At 62.4% G+C, this 21750-nt stretch carries 27 protein-coding genes; 7 read left to right on the top strand and 20 right to left on the bottom strand.

Features of this window, described 5'->3' with window-relative positions; genetic code table 11:
• Positions 1-2: 2 nt before the first annotated feature.
• The 3 genes from BX604_RS07780 to speG form a co-directional block, all read right to left on the bottom strand.
• Positions 3-557, bottom strand: coding sequence for a YaeQ family protein (locus tag BX604_RS07780; RefSeq protein ID WP_098552748.1), 555 nt, complete (start codon positions 555-557; stop codon positions 3-5).
• Between the two features lie 176 nt (positions 558-733).
• Positions 734-1081, bottom strand: a complete 348-nt coding sequence (gene sap1, locus BX604_RS07775) for a surface attachment protein Sap1 (RefSeq protein WP_098550242.1) — start codon at positions 1079-1081, stop codon at positions 734-736.
• A 500-nt stretch (positions 1082-1581) separates the two neighbouring features.
• Entirely contained in the window at positions 1582-2124 is a 543-nt protein-coding gene (gene speG / locus BX604_RS07770; protein ID WP_098550241.1) for a spermidine N1-acetyltransferase, read from the bottom strand.
• A 153-nt stretch (positions 2125-2277) separates the two neighbouring features.
• Between speG and BX604_RS38920 the strand changes: the two genes are divergently transcribed.
• The 3 genes from BX604_RS38920 (at position 2278) to BX604_RS07760 (ending at position 4282) form a co-directional block, all read left to right on the top strand.
• Entirely contained in the window at positions 2278-2448 is a 171-nt protein-coding gene (locus BX604_RS38920) for a hypothetical protein (RefSeq protein ID WP_162840546.1), read from the top strand.
• A gap of 116 nt (positions 2449-2564) precedes the next feature.
• The gene (locus BX604_RS07765) at positions 2565-2813 is read left to right on the top strand and encodes a DUF2795 domain-containing protein (RefSeq protein ID WP_098550240.1); all 249 of its coding nucleotides are present in this window, start codon (positions 2565-2567) and stop codon (positions 2811-2813) included.
• 113 nt (positions 2814-2926) lie between these two features.
• The gene (locus BX604_RS07760) at positions 2927-4282 is read left to right on the top strand and encodes a sensor domain-containing diguanylate cyclase (RefSeq protein WP_098550239.1); all 1356 of its coding nucleotides are present in this window, start codon (positions 2927-2929) and stop codon (positions 4280-4282) included.
• Positions 4283-4622: 340 nt separating this feature from the next.
• Here the strand turns inward: BX604_RS07760 and BX604_RS07755 are convergent, their stop codons facing one another.
• The 6 genes from BX604_RS07755 to BX604_RS07725 form a co-directional block, all read right to left on the bottom strand.
• A complete protein-coding gene (locus BX604_RS07755; protein WP_257146284.1) occupies positions 4623-5276 on the bottom strand; it encodes a hypothetical protein in 654 nt (217 codons plus the stop codon).
• Between the two features lie 237 nt (positions 5277-5513).
• Positions 5514-6098, bottom strand: coding sequence for a DUF6678 family protein (locus BX604_RS07750; protein WP_257146283.1), 585 nt, complete (start codon positions 6096-6098; stop codon positions 5514-5516).
• Positions 6099-6145: 47 nt separating this feature from the next.
• Positions 6146-6550, bottom strand: a complete 405-nt coding sequence (locus BX604_RS07745) for a hypothetical protein (protein WP_098550237.1) — start codon at positions 6548-6550, stop codon at positions 6146-6148.
• A complete protein-coding gene (locus BX604_RS07740) occupies positions 6547-7230 on the bottom strand; it encodes a DUF433 domain-containing protein (RefSeq protein WP_098550236.1) in 684 nt (227 codons plus the stop codon). Before BX604_RS07740 ends, BX604_RS07745 begins: the two co-directional genes overlap by 4 nt.
• A 179-nt stretch (positions 7231-7409) precedes the next feature.
• Positions 7410-7661: a hypothetical protein gene (locus BX604_RS07735; protein ID WP_143748011.1), complete on the bottom strand. Its 252-nt coding sequence runs from the start codon at positions 7659-7661 to the stop codon at positions 7410-7412.
• Positions 7662-8597: 936 nt separating this feature from the next.
• On the bottom strand, positions 8598-9512 hold the full coding sequence (locus tag BX604_RS07725; RefSeq protein ID WP_098550233.1) for an integrase domain-containing protein: 915 nt from the start codon (positions 9510-9512) through the stop codon (positions 8598-8600).
• A 938-nt stretch (positions 9513-10450) separates the two neighbouring features.
• On the opposite strand from BX604_RS07725, the gene BX604_RS38290 reads away from it, so the two are divergent.
• Positions 10451-10666, top strand: a complete 216-nt coding sequence (locus BX604_RS38290; protein WP_143748010.1) for a hypothetical protein — start codon at positions 10451-10453, stop codon at positions 10664-10666.
• 44 nt (positions 10667-10710) lie between these two features.
• Positions 10711-11154 carry a J domain-containing protein gene (locus BX604_RS39890; protein ID WP_098550232.1) on the top strand — a complete coding sequence of 148 codons (444 nt, stop codon included), beginning with the start codon at positions 10711-10713 and terminating at the stop codon, positions 11152-11154.
• Here the strand turns inward: BX604_RS39890 and BX604_RS07715 are convergent.
• The 7 genes from BX604_RS07715 to mnmE form a co-directional block, all read right to left on the bottom strand.
• Positions 11110-11658: a hypothetical protein gene (locus BX604_RS07715; protein ID WP_098550231.1), complete on the bottom strand. Its 549-nt coding sequence runs from the start codon at positions 11656-11658 to the stop codon at positions 11110-11112. The genes BX604_RS39890 and BX604_RS07715 overlap by 45 nt on opposite strands.
• A gap of 287 nt (positions 11659-11945) precedes the next feature.
• A complete protein-coding gene (locus BX604_RS07710; RefSeq protein WP_098550230.1) occupies positions 11946-12170 on the bottom strand; it encodes a hypothetical protein in 225 nt (74 codons plus the stop codon).
• Between the two features lie 9 nt (positions 12171-12179).
• On the bottom strand, positions 12180-12647 hold the full coding sequence (locus BX604_RS07705; RefSeq protein WP_098550229.1) for a hypothetical protein: 468 nt from the start codon (positions 12645-12647) through the stop codon (positions 12180-12182).
• Between the two features lie 10 nt (positions 12648-12657).
• A complete protein-coding gene (locus BX604_RS07700) occupies positions 12658-13068 on the bottom strand; it encodes a hypothetical protein (RefSeq protein WP_098550228.1) in 411 nt (136 codons plus the stop codon).
• Positions 13061-13228: a hypothetical protein gene (locus BX604_RS38915; RefSeq protein WP_179894787.1), complete on the bottom strand. Its 168-nt coding sequence runs from the start codon at positions 13226-13228 to the stop codon at positions 13061-13063. The genes BX604_RS07700 and BX604_RS38915 overlap by 8 nt, the downstream gene beginning before the upstream one ends.
• Positions 13229-13332: 104 nt before the next feature.
• Positions 13333-14568, bottom strand: a complete 1236-nt coding sequence (locus BX604_RS07690; protein WP_098550226.1) for a tyrosine-type recombinase/integrase — start codon at positions 14566-14568, stop codon at positions 13333-13335.
• 167 nt (positions 14569-14735) lie between these two features.
• Positions 14736-16130, bottom strand: a complete 1395-nt coding sequence (gene mnmE, locus BX604_RS07685) for a tRNA uridine-5-carboxymethylaminomethyl(34) synthesis GTPase MnmE (protein ID WP_098550225.1) — start codon at positions 16128-16130, stop codon at positions 14736-14738.
• A gap of 338 nt (positions 16131-16468) precedes the next feature.
• On the opposite strand from mnmE, the gene BX604_RS07680 reads away from it, so the two are divergent.
• Positions 16469-16906, top strand: a complete 438-nt coding sequence (locus BX604_RS07680; RefSeq protein ID WP_098550224.1) for a helix-turn-helix domain-containing protein — start codon at positions 16469-16471, stop codon at positions 16904-16906.
• A gap of 114 nt (positions 16907-17020) precedes the next feature.
• Here the strand turns inward: BX604_RS07680 and yidC are convergent, their stop codons facing one another.
• The 4 genes from yidC to rpmH form a co-directional block, all read right to left on the bottom strand.
• Positions 17021-18688: a membrane protein insertase YidC gene (gene yidC / locus BX604_RS07675; RefSeq protein ID WP_098550223.1), complete on the bottom strand. Its 1668-nt coding sequence runs from the start codon at positions 18686-18688 to the stop codon at positions 17021-17023.
• An 8-nt stretch (positions 18689-18696) separates the two neighbouring features.
• Positions 18697-18963, bottom strand: a complete 267-nt coding sequence (gene yidD, locus BX604_RS07670; protein ID WP_006750110.1) for a membrane protein insertion efficiency factor YidD — start codon at positions 18961-18963, stop codon at positions 18697-18699.
• A 75-nt stretch (positions 18964-19038) separates the two neighbouring features.
• Positions 19039-19500, bottom strand: a complete 462-nt coding sequence (gene rnpA / locus BX604_RS07665) for a ribonuclease P protein component (protein WP_098550222.1) — start codon at positions 19498-19500, stop codon at positions 19039-19041.
• Positions 19501-19515: 15 nt separating this feature from the next.
• On the bottom strand, positions 19516-19650 hold the full coding sequence (rpmH, locus tag BX604_RS07660) for a 50S ribosomal protein L34 (protein WP_004198824.1): 135 nt from the start codon (positions 19648-19650) through the stop codon (positions 19516-19518).
• A 421-nt stretch (positions 19651-20071) separates the two neighbouring features.
• Between rpmH and dnaA the strand changes: the two genes are divergently transcribed.
• Complete coding sequence (gene dnaA, locus BX604_RS07655; protein WP_218926864.1) at positions 20072-21646, top strand: chromosomal replication initiator protein DnaA; 1575 nt, start codon at positions 20072-20074, stop codon at positions 21644-21646.
• Positions 21647-21750: the final 104 nt, after the last annotated feature.

The following is a 21750-nucleotide window of genomic DNA, read 5'->3' as shown; positions in this document are numbered from 1 at the left end:
GCTCACGCGCCCGCGCGCGCCTTCAGCACCGTCCATTCGACCGCGACCGGATCGTGGTCCGCGCTCGAGATCCATGCGGCGCCGTCCTGCACCGTGCACTGCAAACGCATCGTGCGCTCGGCGAGCCGCCCGAGCGCAGCCGCGACGCCATCGGCCAGAGACAGCACCTGCACGTTGCGCAGCCGTTCGACCTTGCTGCGCACGCCCTGCCACCAGATATCCGACGTCTTGCCGCCGTATGCGATCACCGTGACCTGTCCGGCGCGGCCGGCGGCCTTCGAGATGCGCCGCTCGTCGGGCTGGCCTGCCTCGATCCAGACGTCGATCGCGCCCGTCAGGTCCTTTTGCCACAGATCGGGTTCGTCGACGTCCGACAGCCCCTTGGAGAACTCGAGACGCTCGTGCGCGAACAGTGCGAACGCGACGATGCGCACCATCATCCGGTCGTCGGTTTCCGACGGATGACGCGCAACCGTCAACGCGTGATCGGCATAGTAATGCCGATCCATGTCGGCAATTTGCAGTTCGGCTTTGTAGATCGTGGATTTCAGCGCCATGCGGATACGGCCCGGGCGGGCATTCGGTTCGGTCGGGTCGTGATGATACCGAATGCGCGCCGCCCGGCGTGCGATGCGCGCGCCACAGTACAACGGCCCGGCATCGGCCGGGCCGCATTCAGGCCGCGCCGCCGGCATCCACGACCGGTGCGCGATGGCGAGAGGTACGCTGCGGGTTATTGCTTGACGTAGCGCGAATCGGTCCAGAGGCCTTGCTGGTCGCTGTTGTCGGCACTCACGAACTGCACGTCGCCCTGATCGACCGACACCACGCGGAAACGCTGGCCTTCCGGCACCGACAGGCAACGGTAGTCATCGAAATACTGCTGCCTTGCCTGCGACTTGCCGTCACGCTCATGACTCAGTACGGAGTCCAGATTGTCTTTCGACAGACACCCCCATGCATTCTTCGTCAGCTGGATTTCCTGCTTCGGCTTGACGGCCGAATCACCGTCTGCCTGGGCAATCGACACGAAGGAAAATGCGCCAACAAGGGCGAAAAGGACACCGGCTCGCTTCATCATATTTGTCTCCAGGCTTGCGGGCACCAGGCTGGGTTAGCTATGTGTTTAAAGGTGATCGTGAACCCGCGTTTTTCACTTTAGAAGACCGGCAAGCGATATCAAGCACATTTGTTGTGCGATCGCAATAGCGGCCGATTGTCGCACCCCGCGCGCAGCCGGATTTTCGCGTGCCGCGCCTGCGCGGCGACGCTTGCCGTGCGGCGCACAGGCCCGTGCCGCCGAGCGCACAGCACTGCCCGACAAGGCTTTCAGCCAAGTTACAATGCGCTGTTTGAACGATTTGGATAATTCATTTCAATATCGCTGCGACTTTGATGCGTCGCACCTAAAGTCGTCCGAAACGATATGAATTTACCGCAGTGCGGGGCCGCCATTGCCTGATACAAGAAAAATGCCAGGTATAAGCGTTCTCGTATTTACCCGGATTTCCCCGCATGCGTCGTGCCGGCGGCAGCAGGGCCGCGACGCGAATTTCATCCGGTGTTTCTACCCGGATTGATTCAGTTCGTCTGCGTGCGCTCGAAATAATCGCGCTGGAAGATGCACATGCGATATGCGTTGTGATACGCGCCGTTTCCGAAAAATTCTTCCTTCAATTCCGCCTCGTGCTGGAATCCGCATTTCTCGTACACGTGAATCGCCGCGGCATTCGACGTATCGACGATCAGGTACAGCTTGCGCATGTTCAGCACCTTGAATGCGTACTCGATCGCGAGACGCGTCGCCTGTCCCGCATAGCCGCGCCCCTGGCATTGCGGCGCAATGATGATCTGGAACTCGCCGCGACGGTGGATGTAGTCGAGCTCGATCAGCTCGACGAGGCCGACGAGCTCGTCCTGCGGATCGACCGCGACGAAGCGGCGCTCGCGCTGGTCGTGCACGTGGCGGTCATACAGTTGCGACAGCTCCGAGAAGGTTTCATACGGCTCCTCGAACCAGTAGCGCATGATTTTTGCGTCGTTGTTCAATTCGTGGACGAAGCGCAGATCCTGGCGCTCCAGCGGCCGCAATGCGAGCGTGTGGTTGTCGTTCTGGAGTTGCATGTTCGTGTCCTTTTTTGATGTCCGCGCGTGTGCAAAACGCGCCGGCGGCGCTACGCCGGACGCCACGCGTTTCGCGTTGTAAGAAGTTGACCGCGGGCCGAGTTCAGAGCCTAGAATGGGGGCAACGGTTCCTGCCACCGCAAGGAGGCTATCGTGATCGAGCAAGTCATACTCGGCATTTTCCTCGTGCTGCCATTGGTGATCGTGGCCGCGCTGTTCTCCGACGAACTTTGGCAGGAACATCGGCGCCAGCATCCGCGCGACGAAAACGCACCGCACATCGACTGGAAGCATCCGTGGCGCCGCGCGCGGCGCGGACACTGAGCCGATCGTCTGAGCCGATCCTCATCCCCGTACAGGGCACCCCGGATCGGGTCGCCCCGAACGGTGCAACGCCTGCCGCATCGAACCGATTCCCGCTCAACCAGCGAGACGACGACGTGAACGACAAACCCTCACTCCCGGCGCACGATATCCCTCACGAAGCGATCGATCTGCAGATCGCCGACGTGCTCGCGGCGGTGCGCTATCCCGCCAACAAGGATGCGATCGTCGACGCCGCGCGCGACGCCGGCGCGAGCAACGAAGTGCTGTCGATGCTCGACGGCCTGCCGGAACAGGATTACGCGGACGTCGATGCCGTCACGCACTGGGTCGCCGGCAACTTCGGGCCTGGCCTCAGTATTTGAGCGCGCGCCAATAACGCGATAGGATCGGGCCGCACCGGGTCGCGCTGCGGCCGGCTGCATGCCGCCCGACGCCAAGACCGGGCGCGTTTCCGCACGAGCGCCCGGGGGAATCCATGGAAGGCATCCTGATCCAGCACACGACGCGCCGGCAGCTCTGGTTCGGCGCGTTGACGGCGCTCGTCATCGTGCTCGCGCTCGGGGTCGCCGTGCCGCACGCGAACGTCGCGCTGCCGGCCGTCGAGCCGTTCATGCCGATGTGTGCGCTGACCGTGTTCACCACCGCGAGCATCGCGGCATTCTTCCTCGGCGCGCAGTTCACCGTGACGCGCCAGCCCGTGCTCGGTGCGCTCGGCGGCGCCTATGCGTTCACCGCACTCGCCGTCGCGCTGCAACTGCTCACCTTTCCCGGCGTGTTCGCGCCGCATGGATTGCTCGGCGCGCGTCCGCAAAGCGCCGCATGGATGTGGGTGTTCTGGCATGCCGGCTTTCCGTGCTTCGTGATGGCGGCCCTGTTCGCCCGCGAGCGGCTCACGCATCTGCCGATCGGCCCGGCGCAGACGCGCTGGTGGACCGTCGCGCTGGTCGGCGGCCCGGCGCTCGCCGCCGCGCTGCTGTGCGTGCTCGCGCTGAACGTCGCGCTGCCGCCCGCGCTCCGTCCGCCCGGCACTGGAGCCGTTCTACCCGTGAACGGGATCGCGCTCGTCGTCTGGATGCTCAATACGCTCGCGCTCGTTGCCGTGCTGGCCGCGGGCCGGTTGCGCACGACCCTCGACATGTGGCTCGCGATCGCGGTGCTCGCCTGCCTCACCGATACGACGCTGAACCTGCTGACCACGAACCGGTTCACGGTCGGCTGGTATCTGGCACGCGTGTTCAGCATGTTCATGCCCGGCGTGCTCGTATGCGTGCTCGCGTGGGAAGTGACGAAGCTGTATCAGCAGCTGTTCGAGGCGCACGCGACGCTGATTCGTTCTTCCGCGCGCGACGGGCTCACGGGCGCGTTCAACCGCAGCCACTTCAACGATCACTTCCATACGCTGTTCCTGCAGGCGCGGCGACAGGGCGAGCCGTTGTCGCTGCTGATGGTCGACGTCGATCACTTCAAGGCATACAACGACGCGTTCGGTCATGTGAAGGGTGATGCCTGCCTGATCGCGGTCGCGAATGCGCTGGCCGGTGCGGTAAGGCGACCCACCGATATCGTCGCGCGCTACGGCGGCGAGGAGTTCGCGATCGTGCTGCCGAACACCGGTGCGCGCGGTGCGCGGGCCGTTGCCGAAGAGGCGCGCGAAGCGGTGCTGCGGCTCGATCTCGTGATGCCTGCGTCGGCCGGGCGTTTGAGTGTGAGCGTCGGATGCGCGACCGTGTCGCAGGATGAGCTGTCGACGCCCGACGCGTTGATCGAAGCCGCCGATGCCGCGCTGTATCGCGCGAAGGATGCGGGGCGAAATCGGGTCGTCGCGGCCTGAAAACGTCTGTGGATTGGCAATTTGTTACGGTCATTGTGACCGGAATAATCCGCCGTTACGGATTGAGGAACAGGGAAACGATCGCTTACAGCCGGTGTTGACGGCGCTCGCTATGCTGGGTTCATCTCGAATCCAAGCAGGTGAACGCAATGAAGAAGACCCTTTTGCTGATTGCCAGCGTCGCCGTGTTGCTGAGCGGCTGTATCGTGGTGCCGGATGGCGGCGGGTATGGTGGTGGCGGGTATTACCACCATCATCATTGGGATTGATGCAGGTACGGATTCGGATGCGTCGATGAACCTCTTCCGATGCACGATCGACGATCCGGATCGCAACGCAATCAAACCACCTTGGTCACGCCGGCGTGCATCAGAAATACCTGTAGCGCAGCGAGCGTTTCGCAGTGGAGACGCTCGAGCTGCGCATCCTTTTTCGCGTCCTTGATCGGGTTGCCTCGCGCATCCCGTTTGTACGGCTCGCCCAGCAGTTCGGCCATGTCGAATTGATAGTAGGTGCGGTCGCCGTACGGCCGCTTGCCGTCGATATAGGGCATCGGCCAGAAATCCCCTTCGCCCAACACGTCGTCGATCGCTTGCGCATCGACCGTCGTCCAGTTGGCGCCTCGAAGCAACGCGAGATGCGCGGCGCGAAATTCGAAACGCCCCGACGCATCGACACCGCTTCCGTTGAACGCGAACAGTTTGCGCAGCGCGGGCGGGATCGTATATTGCCCCGGCGCGAGCGTGCCCGCCTCCGTCACGAACCGCGGCACCAGCCGACCGACTTCGGCCAGCGTACGGATGGCCAGCGCATCGTCACCGGTTTTGAGTGCAGCCTTGGCCAGCCTGATCGTCGATCCTTCGCCGATCAACGGTTGCGACGGATCGATACCTGGCGCGCCGGATTCGACGGGCAGCCACATCACGCGAAGCCGCTTCATCAGCGCGACGTGACGGGCGGTCAGATCGGGAAGCGATGCACCGTCGGCGAACACCGCGCGGATGATCGCATTGCGGTCGGCCGAACGCGGCGGCACGGGCGCGGCCGATGCGGCGTGCGCGGCAATCGCCGGGAGCGCGGCCAGGCCGGACAGGAAACGACGACGGGAAAGGGGCATGGTTTGAAGTCGTGTGGGGAGGCCAGCGATGTGTGGCAATAGGCCCCCAATGAAAGCCGCTGATGCAAACCGCCGCGATCATGGCGGCATGGATTTGACGAGATTGTCCGCGACCTATGTGCCGGGCGGAAAGTCTTCGTAAGACTTCGGCGCGTAACCCCAGATTCGCGCGACATCCCCTCTGGCCTCGAACTCGAAGCCGATTTCCGCGAGCTTGCCCAACAGCAGCACCGAATGGTCGACTATCTGATGCCGCGGCGACGCTTGCTCATGCAACCCGATATCCAGCCACTCGACACCCACGAACGGGAACGGCAGATGGTAGAACCACTCGACGTCCCATCCCGCGACATGGCCACTGACCGACCTTGACCGATATGACGGGCGCCAGCCGTTCAGGCCGCGCACAAAGGTGATCAGCTCGTTCCACTTGGTGTCGTTGGCCAGCGCCCCGGCAAATTTCCGGCGCGCGAGGGACACGATCTTTTCCTTGTCGGTACCGCGCGGCACGGCACCGGCCATCGGGAGAACGTTGGCGTTCATCGACGCATCAGGCCGGTTGCGCACGACCTTGGACTTGGCGCCTGCGCTCACTTCGATACAAAACCTAGCAAATTCGCACACAGCCTTTACTGGCAAGGCACTTAGAAACAGTACCGTGATTTGTGTACCGTCTTGTGTACCTAAAACACCAAGCATCCAAGTTATCCACAGGGCGCTCGATATCGCGCGATTGAGTGCTTGCGCTACAACTTGACCTGCTCGAACCGCCCTTTTCCGGAGAAGCTGTAGGGGACCTTGAACGCGGCGCCGCCTTGCATCCCCTCTGACTGTTCAATGATCCTCGGCCACCAGCGCACGATGTTGTGGGATATGTCCCAGAAAGTGCGCTTCGACCAACTCTTGTCCAAAAAGAAAACGATCAGCCCGGCCCGACTCAGTACTTCGCGCTCCAATCCCTTGTTCAGCCTGTCATGAGTGATCACCGACCAGCAGCCTTCTGTCGATAACGACTTGATCCAGTCCTCGTCCTTGCAGTCCTGCTCGAATTTCTCACGCAAATGCATCACGAGGTGTCCGCGGGGTTCGCTCAATGCGTGAAGGGCCCTTGCCAGGGCAGGAGGAAGGTTGTTGTCGACGAAGAACTTCACGCAGCAAGACTTTCTTCGAAGGCGATGGCCGCATCTACTGCGGCGACGGGCACTTCATAGAGTCTTGCTACAAGGTTCTTGTCACCCTCCACGTTGAACGCCTCGGACAGGATCGATGTCCTGACAGAACCGTGCGTGACAATGGGCTTGCCGAACGCGATCGCAGGGTCTAGCACAATCGCCTTGCTGCGCGGAGACGGGTACCACCGGGAAGCCAACCGGTCTGCGCCGAACTCGATACCGGTGCGTAGCGATGGCTCAATGATCTTCCGGAACGCGTACTGCTGTTTCACCAGATCTAGCAGCTCGGTTTCCCCGGTTTCCTCGATGGCCGATGCAAAAATCGTTCTGCCATCCGTGCGGAACTGCTGTGAGGTGAACGGGTAATCCGTATTGAAAAGCTCGCGTGCACGCTGGCTCGCGACGCGAATCGTCTGCAGGCTGACACCGTGCTCGCGGAACGCATGTACGAACCGAACTTCCAGGAGGTCGTGAAAACTGATGCCGTCGAGGTCATCGCCGGCAAGTGCCGTTTCCCAGAGCGGGTCAACGGAAATCGATTCGTGCTTCTTGTCCCGGTAGGAATATCCATCCAGCCAGCGGCGTAGGTCCCTGACCGGTATTTTCGTCAGCAGAGCCGCCTCATGGAAGGTGTACAGGCCGATGCCAGTAAGCTGCATAACCCCTCCCCCCCCAAAAAAGTTGACTCGCCGGGAGATACCCGGTCCCTAAGCGATCCAATTCTACCTAAATTCGCCGACCGCTCTCCCTCCGCGCTATAGCTGTTCACTCCAGCCCAAGCGCACCATCTCATGGGGAACGGAGACCTGTCGCTGTGGTTCGTTTGGCCGGTCCAGGCTCATGCCCGTCCTTGGTCGATCGCAGCCCTCATGCTCTCGAACGCGGCCGCGTGTGCCTCCTCGCGCGTCACAAACGTCTCAGCTATCTCGACAGTAACTAGGACAGGCTCATCCGTCATAGCCAAAGGGCTGTTTCTGACCACTTGGTAGACAATCTGGTACTTACCGTCGATCTTCCTCACTGCGGCGTCCAGTTCGCGCCCCATGTGATGGCAAGACAGATGGATGTTTCCAATCTCAATATCTTCCATGGCATTTCTCCGGGAAAATGTGGCCTACCATGTGCTCCATCGCCCTCGCGGATCAGCACAATGGACATCTACTTCGACAACAACATCTTGGCCAACTTGGTCTAAGCAGAGTCGGAGGAAAGCGATCTCAGTAACGTGATACGTGAATACCAAGTCTCTCAGCGTCTCCGTACAAGCGTCGCCCTCTCATTTCTCCGCACTCGCCGCATGGGTCGAGATGATCCTTGTTCGCGTTGAACATTACTGGAGACATTCGCGGTGCGTTGCTCCGCCGTGCGCATCGGAACAGTCGCCTCAATCAAGCCCCTATCGACCGTTGGTTTGCTAGCCTGAAACCATGTAGTCAAAAGATTTATACCCATCGCTCCCACAAGCGCGGGGCATATAAGCACCCACAAACCGTTGATGCGAAGACTTTCCTCTAACGCTCCATCACTCAACCGGTGCTGCAAATGAAGCGACTTCGCAATCATTTCGAGACTTGAAAACGTTGATGCCGTTGTTGCCGCAACGATGATCAACCCTGCTCCTGCCAAGAGGGTCGTGAAACTATACGGTTTTGCTCCCTTCGCACAAACCACCACAACAACGGCTCCTATGACCGAACCGATGCCGTATGCATTGACAAGATCTGCCATGTCCACAACGTAGCACCTCCTTGATACGTCATATCGGTCACGAGCGATCTAACTTGAGTCGAACGTTCTCCACGGCCTCGCACAATCCGCGATTTACCTGTCTCGGTACTGCAACGGATCGGAAAGATAGCGATGAATCTCGCTGTTCTTCCACACCGTACACCGCGACGATAGTTGAATCGGCTGCGGTGCGCGTCCGGCCAAGCAGAGCTTTCGCCAAGTCTCCCGGCACACGCCCACGAACGGCGCGATTTGCCTCCAGCGCGAGTGGCCAACCTCTGGCAGCGTGTCGACGTGCTTATGCATGGCGCACCTCCGGTTCGGCCAGCGCCTCACGCCCATAGACGCGCTCCACCCACGTCCCGCGCCCATCTCCATGGCCGAGCCACGTCGATACACCAGCGGCGGCCTCCCGGCGCGATACGCCGGCTGCCTTCTGCCGTTCCAGGTGTTCGGTCGCATACGCATATCGGAGGCTATGCGGCGCACGCTCGTCGGTCATACCGACCTTGCGCACGACATAGTGGTAACGCTCCATCGCCCGTTTCAGATCCGGCTTGCGTACCAGCTTCCCACCGTACTCGTTCGACAGTCCAATCGCACGCTCCACCAGCTCGGCGGCGCGCTGCCGATCCAATGGCGGGCTCCGTCGCGTCTTGCCTCCCTTCGTCCCGTGGATGATGGTCACGAAGCCATCCCCGATCGAGCTCGACAGCGCGCGCCGCCATTCGACCAGCGACTTGATGCTTTGCACCGCCTCCCTCGCACGTAACCCGAGTTCGAGCTGCAGCTCGAGCACAATCGCAATGCCAGGATCGATCGCAGCAACAGCAGCACGATACGGTTCCAACTCGTCGCGCATCATCGGTCGCTTCGTGCCGGCCCGGCTTGCGCCCGACAGACCGAGCGCCACATTACTCATCTTGTCGGCAAACGGCCGGCGACCGATCCCTTCGAGCGCCGTTCGAATGTGCGTCATGTTGTTGACGGCTGTCCGCTTCGAACGCCCGCGCGCCAACATGTCGCCCGACCACGCGATCAGGTGCTTCTCTTTGAGCTGACCGGTCGTGTGGACCTGAAAGCCCATGCCCCACAGAAACCGCGCGAAACGCGCGAGCGACTTCTCCCGACCGCTGGAGGTCGAGTTTGCCTGTTTGCCACGCGCCCCGCGCGCAGCACGGCACAGGTCGGCCGTGAGAGATTTGTGCGACATGCGTACCCGGCATCCATGACGTGAGGCTCGACCCCAGTTGCCTCCCTGTCCGCTGGACGGAGCCGCGAAAACGCAGCTGGGAGACAACAAACGGGGGCACGAGCCTCGGCCTGGTGAGATTGGGAGCGTTCTACGCCAGCAAGCTGGCGCAGCCCGGCACGCATCAACCCGATGAGGGTCGGCACGCGACGGGAGGACGCTTCCCCCGTTTGATCCGTGTTTTGGCTTTGCGACCGATCGGGGGCGCCAATGCCCCGACCGCGCGAATTGATGCGTGCCGAGCGAGTCGACACGAGGTTCCAGGCGCCGAGGCCGAGCGCGCCGCTAATCGTCACGAAGACGATTGAGACGGACGCGACAAGGCACGGCGTTAGCGCTGGGGAGCGCACGTCACGGATTGATTGCCGAAGGAGCGGCATACGGGGATTGCACATCGCGCCTTTCGCAGGAAGCAAAAGGCGGTGGAGGGCTTCACCTATCGGCGAAGCAGTCACGGCCCATCAGGAAACGATGGACGGATTTTGGGCGTAGGCCCTACTCAGTTCATTCGGTGATCAAGTCACCGTGCCCGCAGAGCGAGCTTTTCAAACAATTGCCGATCAGTTTCGGCGCACTTCGGTCGATGCCTTACCCAGGCGGGGTGTGAAGCAAGATTAGCGACGCCTGCACCGCTTGGCAACAGTTTTTCGACGGCCCCCGTCCAGCGCTGGAGAATGGCGGTCACGTCTACAGAGTGACGCACGCAAGATTTCTGGATGCACTTCGCTTTGCCGCCCGATTCGCAAAGTGACGCCATACCGCAGTGACAAAACTCGATGTTGCAGCATCGCGACGCCTGCGTCGGAATCCGGCCACATGCGCGTAGCCCGTAGCATGGCTGGCGCAGTGTTACGATTCTGGAAAAATGCGTATGCGAGTGACCAGCCAAGGAAAACAACATGACCTTCAAGCAAACAAGGGACGATGTGACCGTCGAGGCCTGCGTCATGCCAGCGCCGGGAGGCATGTTCAAAGGCTACATTCGAGTAACAACGAAGCGCGGGAAACAGATCATCGGTCAAACGATCGGCCGAGGTTGCGGACGGCCAGTCGCGACACGTGAGGAAGCGGAAGCCTTGGCAGAGGCTGAGGCACGTCGTCGGATTGGCCTCTAGCGCCCCCTTGTGAACCGCACAGGAATCGGTACCGATAGCGGCCCGTGAAAACCACCAACCACTACGATGTATTGCGCGTGACACGGGACGCTCCGCCGGAGGTCATTCGCGCTGCATACAAGGCGCTATCGCAAAAGTGGCATCCGGATAAGAATTCGAGCCCCGAGGCTGCAGCAACGATGCAAGCGATCAACGCCGCCTATGCCGTTTTGTCGAACCCTGTCGAACGCGCACGTTACGATCGGGCGTGCGAGCCTGCATGGGTGGCACCTCGCAAGCAAAGCAGTTACACGCGCGCGCCGCGGCCGGCACATGAAAGACCGGCAGCGCGTCCAGAGCGTCGGCGCGGCACGGCATTCGAAATCGATGAAGAAAAATTGAAGGCCGGCCGTGTCATTGTGCCGCCCGAAAAGCCTCATTGGCTCTTCTACATCTTCTTTCCGCTACTTGCCCCAATCGATATGTGGCTTCGAAAGCGACTCAAGTAGCTTGTTCGCGGCCTTCTGATTCACGTATCGCGTCGCCCTACGCGTCAACGCGGCACTAGCGGGCCCAACGATAGAGCCGGCAAGGCCGCCCATATAAGGACCGCCGACCATTCCCGCCGCAAGAGACGCAGCGCCAGTGGTGGCCGCAGTCGGCGCCCAAATCACCGCTTGCTGCAATAGGTTGTGCCCCTGCGCAGCCGCGCCGGGATAGGCCGTCGGCTTTTGAAGGACATGCCCCGCATCATTGAGCGTTCGGAACTGGCTCATCTGGCCGTCGTCGAACAACAGCCCCATGCGCGAGCGCTGATCGTTCAGCACCTTCGTGACCTTCGCGGCGTTCCATTCCGCGCCCTGACCGGCATTCCGCACCGAGTCGGCGAAGACGCCGCGCATTTCCGACAACGCTTGCTGCGCGACCGGCTGCAATTCGGTCGGCGCATTATTCAGCGTATTGACGATGTGGCGCAACTGGCCGACGGGCATCGACGTAATTTTCTGAGCCACCTTCTCATCGGGGATCGCTTGATTGATGCCGTTCGGCCCCTGTTCGTTGAGCAGCGACGAAATTCCGTTCGGGTTGTCGAGCAGGTTCTTCCGCTCCGCATGCAGCGCTCGTGCCTGCGCATAAGGGAGCCCGGTTTTCGCCCCGTCGAGCTAGGCGCGGTTGCGAGGATGATGCCAAGATGATTCATGCTCTGGCATTTTCTGTTGCCCATATGCATGGCTGCGTCGGTCGGGTTCGATGAGCATCGACCCACAAGAAACACCGCAGGGGTCCAAGGCTAGACAATTCAAATCGCAGAGCCGTACTTCGCAAACCGCTCCACTGACGCTTCGTATTGGGCGATATTTCGGGCAGAGAGTTGCGCAAAAATTTCCGGGTACATATCTCGTGCCTTTTCGATGTGGGCAGAAAAACTCGGAATCGCATCGCCTTCGTACGTGAAGTGCATTTCCGTGTCCGAGTACCCGATGTTAAAGATCGGTCGGCCGCCATGCATGATGAACTTGCTCATCGTTCGCTCCTAGTAACGATCGTCATTCGCTGCTGCCTGTACTTCAATCCGTCGCATTTGCCAACCGCGGATCTGCATCAATGCTCGGGCCCACTGCGCCGGCGTCAGGACTCGCCAGCCTGGCTCGGGCTTGGGCCACATGCGCTTTATACGGAAGCTCTCGATGTCCGCCCAGTTCGGGTTGGCGGGGTTTGCCGTTGGCGCAGACGTATAGAGCGCCACATACGCGGGAACATTGGCGAGCCTCGCCAAGTGCTGCATAACGCTTGCGGGCTTTTCCTGTCCTAGATCGCGAGCAACCTCGACAAGAGCGAGAGGCACTTTTCCAACATGGTCGTATTCGGTGAACAATACCGAATCCAGATCGGCCATCGTTAGTGATTCGGCGTGGCTCGCAGGCAAAAAGCGGCCGATCGACGGTGCGCGGTGCCAAGCGCCATAAGCTCGGTCGCGAATTTCATAGCGCTCGGTTCTCATGATGCGCTCCTTAACCGATGCGGCGAACGCCGTACCATTCGCCACCCATTTGGGCTTGCATCCCAGAGGCGGCATCCAATGCTGCGGCGTGACCGGGCAGCGGGTCCCCGGTCACGGACACTTCTGTGCCGTCATCACGGCGAACGCGAACGACCGGAATCCAGCGAACCACTCCGTAGTGCTCATAGTCACGCCAAACAGCAAGGTCGCCGGAGTTCAGATAGCCATGCTCGGCCGCGAATGGCAATGCTGCTTCGATACGCTGGCGCCCATATGCGTCAAGCCTATCTGCTACGGACAGGGCATCCACTAGCCCAATCTCCCACGCGCCGCCCGGCATTGCCGGGTCGCGAAGCTTCACCATTACATCTTCGTCGGGATTCAAGCCGATGTTGTCACCGATCCATTCGAGCTTATCCATGATGAACCTCCGAACGGGCGATTTCCGCCAGGCGGCGCAGCGCGTCGCCGGTTACGTCGAGTGCGTCTTGATAGGTGGGTGCAAGTGCTGCTTCGCGCAGGGCCGCGCGAATGATCTCAAGGGAATGGGCGCTAACACCCGGTAAAATGGCTGCAGCCATGGTACGGACCTCCTTCATAGGCCGTGTTGTGGTCAGGCGGTCTCGGTGCGCCAACACCTTGACTGCCGCTTCGCCTGATTCCCGTCAGGCAACGGTCATGCAATCTATGCGGCCGTGCCACCAAAGCTGCCGATCACGACCCTCCTATCTCCGCCGACCCGGGCCTCGACAAACTCGGCCCACAGCTGGAGAATCTTCCGCCGCTCGTCTGCATACTCGGCCCGGTTGTACACACCCTTGATGCCCTTGATCGAGTGCGCCAGCGCCTTTTCGATCGCGTCCGACGACATGCCCATCTCATGCAGGTGCGTCGACGCAGTGCGGCGGAAGTCGTGCAGGACAAAGTGCTGAACGTCGAGACTGAGCGAGCGCACCGCCTGATTGAGCGTGCTCTTGGCAATCGGTTTGTCACCGCGGCCACGCGTCGACGGAAAGACGTGCTCGTGATTTCCGGTCTGCTCGTACAGTTCGCGGAGCATCGCAACGGCCTGCGAGGACAGGTAGACCCAATGCTCCTTGTCCTTCTTCATCCGGTCGGCAGGAATGCGCCAGATGCCGGCGTCAAAGTCGAACTCCGACCACCGCGCCTCGATCAGCTCGGACTTCCGAACCATCGTCAGGATCAGGAGGTGAATCGCCAGCTTGAGCGCGCGGCGAATGTCTGAGGCGTAGACAGCGCGCAACACCATGCCAATCTCGTCAGGGGAGAGGACTCGCGTGCGGCTGTCCTGGGTGGCGACGAAGCGCGCGACGACGGCATGAGCCGGATTCGTCGGGGCAAGCTGGCGTGCGATCGCGTATTCGAACAGTCGTTTGATGACGTTCCGGGTCGAGAGCGCCATCTTCGGCGCGCCACGGGCCTTGATCCGGTCACAGATCGCCAGCACGTCGCCAGGCGTCACGTCCGGCAGCGGTTTGTTGCCGATCGCCGGATAGATGTCCTTCTCGAGCGCGCGCTTGATCGTCCGAGCGTACTCAGGCGACATTCCCGCGATCTGGGTTGTGTACCAATCGTCGCCAAACTCCCGAACCGTATCGAAGCGCTTCACGGCGCCGCGATCCTTCTTCGCATCAGCGATGGGGGAAACGCCTTTGGCGACGATCTCAGCGTATCGGCGGGCCTTCTCGCGCGCCTCCTGCAACGTGACCGCGGGGTAGTCCCCGATCGTCACCATCGGCTGTCGTTCGCCGTGCAGTGTGTACCGGTAGCGCCAGACCTTCGAACCCGACGTCATGACCTCCAGCACGAGGCCACCACCGTCCGAGATGCGGTAGCGCGCCGCCCTCGGCTTCAGCGCCTTGATGCGGGTGTCATTCAGCGGGACGACGGTTTTCGGCATGGTTGGTACACATCGATTGGGACACAACGTCCATGTGTACCTAAATGTGTACCATCAAAGGCTGGATGTCAATAGACAACCTTGGGCAACGCTAGGCGACAAATCCTAGCATGCACAAGGGTTTCAGAGGGGTGACTAGACGACCCTGGACAACCTTGGGCGACTGGTTATTTTCCGATACAGAACCTGCTGAAAATCACCCCCAGCAGATCATCCGACGTGAACTCCCCGGTAATCGCATTGAGTTGCTCCTGAGCGAGCCGCAGCTCCTCCGCGAACAGATCGAGCGACTGCGCGCGCTGCGCCGCGTGGTCGGCCGCCTGCGCCAGATGTTCCTGCGCGGCGCGCAGCGCAATGAGATGTCGCTCACGCGCCAGATAAACGCCTTCAGCCCCTGCCTGCCACCCCGCGATCCGCAGCAGTTCCGCGCGCAGCATGTCGATCCCGTCGCCGCGCTTCGCCGACAGATGCACTTCCGTCAGGTCGCCTTCCGCCGCCGGATGCTCGACGCAAGCCGGCACCCCGGTGAGATCCGTCTTGTTCAGCACGCGCACCACCGGCACGCCGCCCGGGAACCGCGCGGCGATCGTCTCGTCGTCCGCCGTCATCCCGGTGCGCGAATCCAGCAGATGCAGCACGACATCCGCGCGCTCGATCTCGCTCCACGTGCGCGCGATCCCGATGCGCTCGACCTCGTCCTCCGTCTCGCGCAGCCCGGCCGTATCGATGATGTGCAGCGGAATCCCTTCGACCTGGATCGTCTGCGCGACCTTGTCGCGCGTCGTGCCCGCGATCGGCGTGACGATCGCCAGCTCCGCGCCGGCCAGCGCATTCAGCAACGACGACTTGCCGACGTTCGGCTGCCCCGCGAGCACCACCGACAGCCCTTCGCGCAGCAACGCACCCTGCCGCGCATCGCCGAGCACGTGCGCCAGTTGCTCGCGAATCTTCGCGAGCTTGCCGCGCGCATCGGCCGCCTCCAGGAAGTCGATTTCCTCTTCCGGAAAATCGAGCGTCGCCTCGACCAGCATCCGCAGCGTGATCACGTCCTCGACGAGCGCATGGATCTGCCGCGAGAACGCGCCGTCCAGCGAGCGCCCGGCCGAGCGCGCCGCCGCTTCGGTGCTCGCCTCGATCAGGTCGGCCACCGCCTCGGCCTGCGCAAGATCGAGCTTGTCGTTCAGGAACGCGCGCCGCGTGAACTCGCCCGGCTCCGCGAGCCGCAGCCCGAAGCCGCGCCCCGCATCGAGACAGCGCTGCAGCAGCAGTTGCATCACGATCGGCCCGCCGTGCCCCTGCAGTTCCAGGACATGCTCGCCGGTGTACGAATGCGGCGCGGGAAAATACAGCGCGATCCCGCGGTCGAGCGGCGCGCCGTGTTCATCGAGGAACGGCACGTAGCTCGCATGGCGCGGCGCAAGCGGCTGCCCGCACAGCGCGGCGATCAGCGGCAGCGCGGCCGCCTCGCCGCCGCGCCCGAACGACACGCGGACGACGCCGATGCCACCCCGGCCGGCAGCGGTGGCAATGGCGACGATCGGATCGGAATCGGTAGCGAGCATGGGAATCGGATGAATCGGGTAATCAGAGGATGAATGGTGCGCCCGCGCAACAGTTCGGGCACCGGAACGCCGGCATTGTAGCGTGCCGGCCCGCGCGCCATCGGGCGTCACATCGGTTTCGGACTCGCCCGAATTTATCCCGCCGGAGCTAAGTCGAGTATCACTTTGGCGTAGTCACGCACGGCCTGTTTCGGACGAGTATGCCCGTTGCAGTGGTCCGACGCTGGGGCCCTCAATTGCGCCACCTGCTCCGGACCGATTTGGGATTCGTCTGAACAGGATATGTTTATCCTATATGGTTGTCTGAGACGCGTCGGTGGAATTGCACAATCACCCCCATGCCGACACCCGAAGAAAAAGCGGCGTTCTCGGAACGCCTGAAATTCGCCTTGCGGCGCAGCCCCGACAAGGTCGCCGGTGCGACGGAGCTCGCGAACCGGTTCAATCTGCGCCATCGCGGTGAGCAGCCGGTTTCGCCGCAAACCGCGCACAAATGGCTGACGGGCCGCACGATTCCGACACCCGACAAACTCGAAACGCTCGCCAACTGGTTGCGCGTCGAGCTGCACTGGCTGCATTACGGCCCGTCGCCGAGCGTGAACGAGCACCCGACGCCGCAACCGCTGCCGCGTGACGAGCGCTATCCGCCGACGCCCGAGACGATCGAACTCGCGTCGAAGATCGAGGCGCTACCGCCGCATCAGCGTTATCTCGTTCAGGAGCTGATCGAGCAATTCTACGGCGGCGAACCGAAGCTGGAAGCGAAGAAGGCCTGAACGGGCCCGCTCGACGCACGCGCGCCGCCAGAAACAAAAAAGCCGCATGGATGAAACCATGCGGCTTTTTTACGTGCATCGCGGGCGGCTCGCCGCCCGCGTGTGCCACGAGCGTCAGGCCGGCTTCTTCTTGCCGCCGCCGAGCTTGCGCGTGATGTAGTACTGCTGTGCGATCGACAGCACGTTGTTCACGACGTAGTACAGCACCAGACCAGCCGGGAAGAAGAAGAACATCGCCGAGAATGCGATCGGCATGAACTTCATCATCTTGGCCTGGACCGGGTCCGGCGGCGTCGGGTTCAGGCTCGTCTGCACGAACATCGAGACGGCCATCAGCACCGGCAGGATGAAGAACGGATCGCGCTGCGACAGGTCGTGAATCCACAGAATCCACGGCGCGCCGCGCATTTCGACCGATGCGAGCAGCACCCAGTACAGCGAGATGAACACCGGGATCTGGATCACGACCGGCAGGCAGCCGCCGAACGGATTGACCTTCTCGGTCTTGTACAGCTCCATCAGCGCCGAGTTCATCTTCTGCGGATCGCCCTTGAAGCGTTCGCGCAGCGCCTGCATCCGCGGCGTGATTTCCTTCATGCGCGCCATCGACTTGTAGCTCGCAGCCGACAGCGGGAAGAACACGGCCTTGATCAGCAGCGTGAGCAGCACGATCGCCCAGCCCCAGTTGCCGACATAGCTATGGATCTTCTCGAGCAGCCAGAACAGCGGCTTCGCGATGATCGTCACCCAGCCGTAGTCCTTCACGAGTTCCAGACCCGGCGCGATGCCTTCGAGCATGCGCTCTTCTTCCGGACCGGCGAACAGGCGCGCCTGCACGTCGGCCGACTGGCCCGGAGCGATCGTCGCGACCGGCTCCTTCACGCCGACGCGGTACAGCGCCGGATCGATCTTCTCGGCGTAGATGTCGCGCTTCACGCCCTGCTGCGGAATCCAGGCCGACGCGAAGTAGTGCTGCACCATCGCGACCCAGCCGTTGTCGGCGGAAGTCTCGTAGTCAGCCTTGTTCTTGTCGAGGTCGCTGAAGTTGATCTTCTGGAAGTGCTTCTGGTTCGTGTAGACCGCCGGCCCGAGGAACGTGTGCGAGAACATCGGCGTTTCGACCGCCGTGTTGTCGCGCACCAGTTCCATGTAGACCGTCGGCGTGACAGGCGCCGTGCCGACGTTGTCGATCTTGGTGTCGACGCCGATCACGTAGCTGCCGCGCGTGAACGTGTAGGTCTTCACGACCTTCACGCCGCCCTTCACCGGCGATTCGAACGACAGCTTCAGCGTGTTCTGGTCGCCCGTCAGCGACGTCGGGCCCGCATTGACCTGCGAGTAGACGTCGTTGTGGTTCGGGAAGTCGCCGCCGAGCAGGCCCGTGCGCGCGAGATACGTGTGGCCCGCCGTGTGGTCGAACAGCGTGATGTACAGGTCGGGCTGCTTGCCGTCGCCCTGCTTCTTCAGCGTCAGCTTCGCCAGCGTGCCGCCGCGCGTGTCGATTTCGCCGTCGTACACGTCGGTCGAGAACTTCACGAGCTGCGCCTGCGCGGCCGGTGCCGTCGTCGACGGTGCGGCGCCGGTTGCAGCGGCAGGCACTTCACCTGCGGTCGTCGTCGTCGCGCCCGTGCCCGATGCACCGCCTGCCGCGGCCGCGGGGGCCGTCTGCGTAGCGCTCGGGAAGAACATCGACGGGCGTCCATGGGACCGCTGCCAGTTGTCGTACAGCATGACAGCTGACATGAAGAAGATCACCCATAGGACGGTGCGTTTGATATCCATGCGTTGTCTCAGAGTCGATGGGACCGCGCGTCGGCTTCGCCGCGAGCGCGAGTGTCGGAGTTGGGCGGCGGGACGAGGTCGATGCCGCCCGCGGAAAACGGATGGCATCGGCACACGCGCCTGACGGCGAGATACGTGCCGCGCGCGGCGCCATGATACTGGATTGCCTCGCGCGCGTAATCCGAACAGGAAGGATAAAAACGGCAACGGTTGCCGAGCATAGGGCTCACGGCAACCTTGTAGAAGCGCAGCAAGGCGATCAATACCGTTTCCATACCTTGGGCGGCGCCGTACGACGCCGCGTCAAAACCGGCCGGGCGGGCGCGAACGCCGCACCGCGGACGGATGCGTCACTCGGACGCGGGCTTCGACGCCCGGCGCGTGATTTCCCGGGCTGCCCTGTCGAGCAGCTCGCGGATTTCGGCCGCGCACATCGCCGCGAGCGGGGCGGAAGCCGCGCTCGGCAGCGCTTTCTTGTCGAAGCGCGTGTGCTGCCGCAGCAGCAGGTCGTAACCGGCGAATTCGGCCCGGCGCAAGCGAAACGCATCGCGCGCAAGCCGCTTCACGAGGTTACGTGTGACTGCACGCGGCGCATACTTCTTGCCGACGACGAGCCCCAGACGGGCAGGCTGGCCGGTCGGCTTGCCGTAGATCACGAAGTGCGCGGAACGCCGCCAGGGGCGCAAACGAAAAACGGATGAAAATTCATCCGTTTTCAGAAGCCGCGCAGCTTTCGGGAAGGCGGCTTTCGTCTGCGACGGATTCGCACCCGGCTCGACGGCACCTTCCGCAGAACTGCGGACGGCGGACACAGCGCGCAACCTGCCTTAGATGGCCAGGCGCTTGCGGCCCTTCGCGCGGCGAGCGTTGATGACCTTGCGGCCACCTGCCGTCTTCATACGGACACGGAAGCCATGGGTGCGCTTGCGGCGCGTCACGGACGGTTGGTAAGTACGTTTCATGATGTTCTCACTTGTTCGAGAATGTCGAAATTCAGGGGACCGCGTGCCCTTAACCGGAGGCATTCGGGCGAACGCAATCGCCGGGAATACAGGATTGGTTTTCGCGGAACCCGCTATTTAAACCGTTTTTCTCTTGGCGGTCAATACTTTAGGAGTCGTCCGCCTGTGCCGGCCTCTGCCGATCCGGCCCCGCGCCCCACAACCGCAGCCTGTGGATAAGTCCCGCTGTGGCTGCGTTTGGCGTTAGAATCTCGCCTTATCTCCAAGAATCCCGCACGCCGCCCCGGCGCCCGCCTGCCTCTCCACGACTGTGACGCAGGCGTCCGTGGCACGCTCGCACGACCGCTTCGGGCCTTGTTGCGCAACCGCCACAAGGGCGCCGGCGAGCCGCGCTGTGCACGCAAAAAACGACAGTTACTTGATGAACGATTTCTGGCAACACTGTTCCGCACTGCTGGAGCGCGAGCTAACGCCCCAGCAGTACGTGACGTGGATCAAACCCTTGGCCCCGGTGGCCTTCGATGCGTCGGCGAACACGCTGTCCATCGCCGCGCCGAACCGCTTCAAGCTGGACTGGGTCAAGAGCCAGTTTTCGGGCCGCATCTCCGATCTGGCCCGGGATTTCTGGAATGCCCCGATCGACGTCCAGTTCGTCCTCGATCCGAAGGCCGGCATGCGCAGCGCCGCTGCAGCCGCGCCGGCCGCCCCGCGCGCGCCGCTGGCACCGACCGGCCCCGCCGCGACGGTCGCCGCGATCGCCGCCAACCTGGCCGCGAATGCCGGCGCTGCGCCCAGCGCGCCGGCCGACGTGCCGATGACGCCGTCGGCGGCCGCCGCGCACCACCTGAACGCCGACGACGCCGACATCGACCTGCCGAGCCTGCCCGCGCACGAAGCGGCGGCCGGCCGTCGCACGTGGCGTCCGGGCCCCGGTGCGGCACCCGCCAATGGCGGCGAAGCCGATTCGATGTACGAACGTTCGAAGCTGAACCCCGTGCTCACGTTCGACAACTTCGTGACCGGCAAGGCGAACCAGCTCGCGCGCGCCGCCGCGATCCAGGTCGCGGACAACCCCGGCATTTCGTACAACCCGCTGTTCCTGTACGGCGGCGTCGGCCTCGGCAAGACCCACCTGATCCACGCGATCGGCAACCAGTTGCTGCTCGACAAGGCCGGCGCGCGAATCCGCTACATCCACGCCGAGCAATACGTGTCCGACGTGGTGAAGGCATACCAGCGCAAGGCGTTCGACGACTTCAAGCGCTACTACCACTCGCTCGACCTGCTGCTGATCGACGATATTCAGTTCTTCTCCGGCAAGTCGCGCACGCAAGAGGAATTCTTCTACGCGTTCGAGGCGCTGGTTGCGAACAAGGCGCAGGTGATCATCACCAGCGATACCTATCCGAAGGAAATCTCGGGCATCGACGATCGCCTGATCTCGCGCTTCGACTCGGGCCTCACTGTCGCGATCGAGCCGCCCGAGCTCGAGATGCGCGTCGCGATCCTGATGCGCAAGGCGCAGTCGGAATACGTGAACCTGTCGGAAGACGTCGCGTTCTTCGTCGCGAAGCACCTGCGCTCGAACGTGCGCGAGCTCGAAGGCGCGCTGCGCAAGATCCTCGCGTATTCGAAGTTCCACGGCCGCGAGATCTCGATCGAGCTGACCAAGGAAGCGCTGAAGGATCTGCTGACCGTGCAGAACCGGCAGATTTCGGTCGAGAACATCCAGAAGACCGTCGCCGACTTCTACAACATCAAGGTCGCCGACATGTATTCGAAGAAGCGTCCCGCGAACATCGCGCGGCCGCGGCAGATCGCGATGTACCTGGCGAAGGAACTCACGCAGAAGAGCCTGCCGGAAATCGGCGAGCTGTTCGGCGGGCGCGATCACACCACCGTGCTGCACGCCGTGCGCAAGATCGCCGACGAGCGCAGCAAGGATGCGCAGCTCAACCACGAGCTGCACGTGCTGGAACAGACGCTGAAGGGCTGAGCGCGCGGGCGCGCTTGATAATTCGGCCTCCGCCCCAATTTAAGGGGGGTGGTTCGGTTTTGAGGCACAATACTGGTTTGACCGCCCCGGTGGTGGCGGGCCAA

It is taken from the genome of Burkholderia sp. JKS000303, from assembly GCF_002563755.1.
In the GTDB taxonomy this organism is placed as follows: Bacteria; Pseudomonadota; Gammaproteobacteria; order Burkholderiales; family Burkholderiaceae; genus Burkholderia; species Burkholderia anthina_B.
This window is presented reverse-complemented; position numbering and strand designations above follow the sequence as displayed.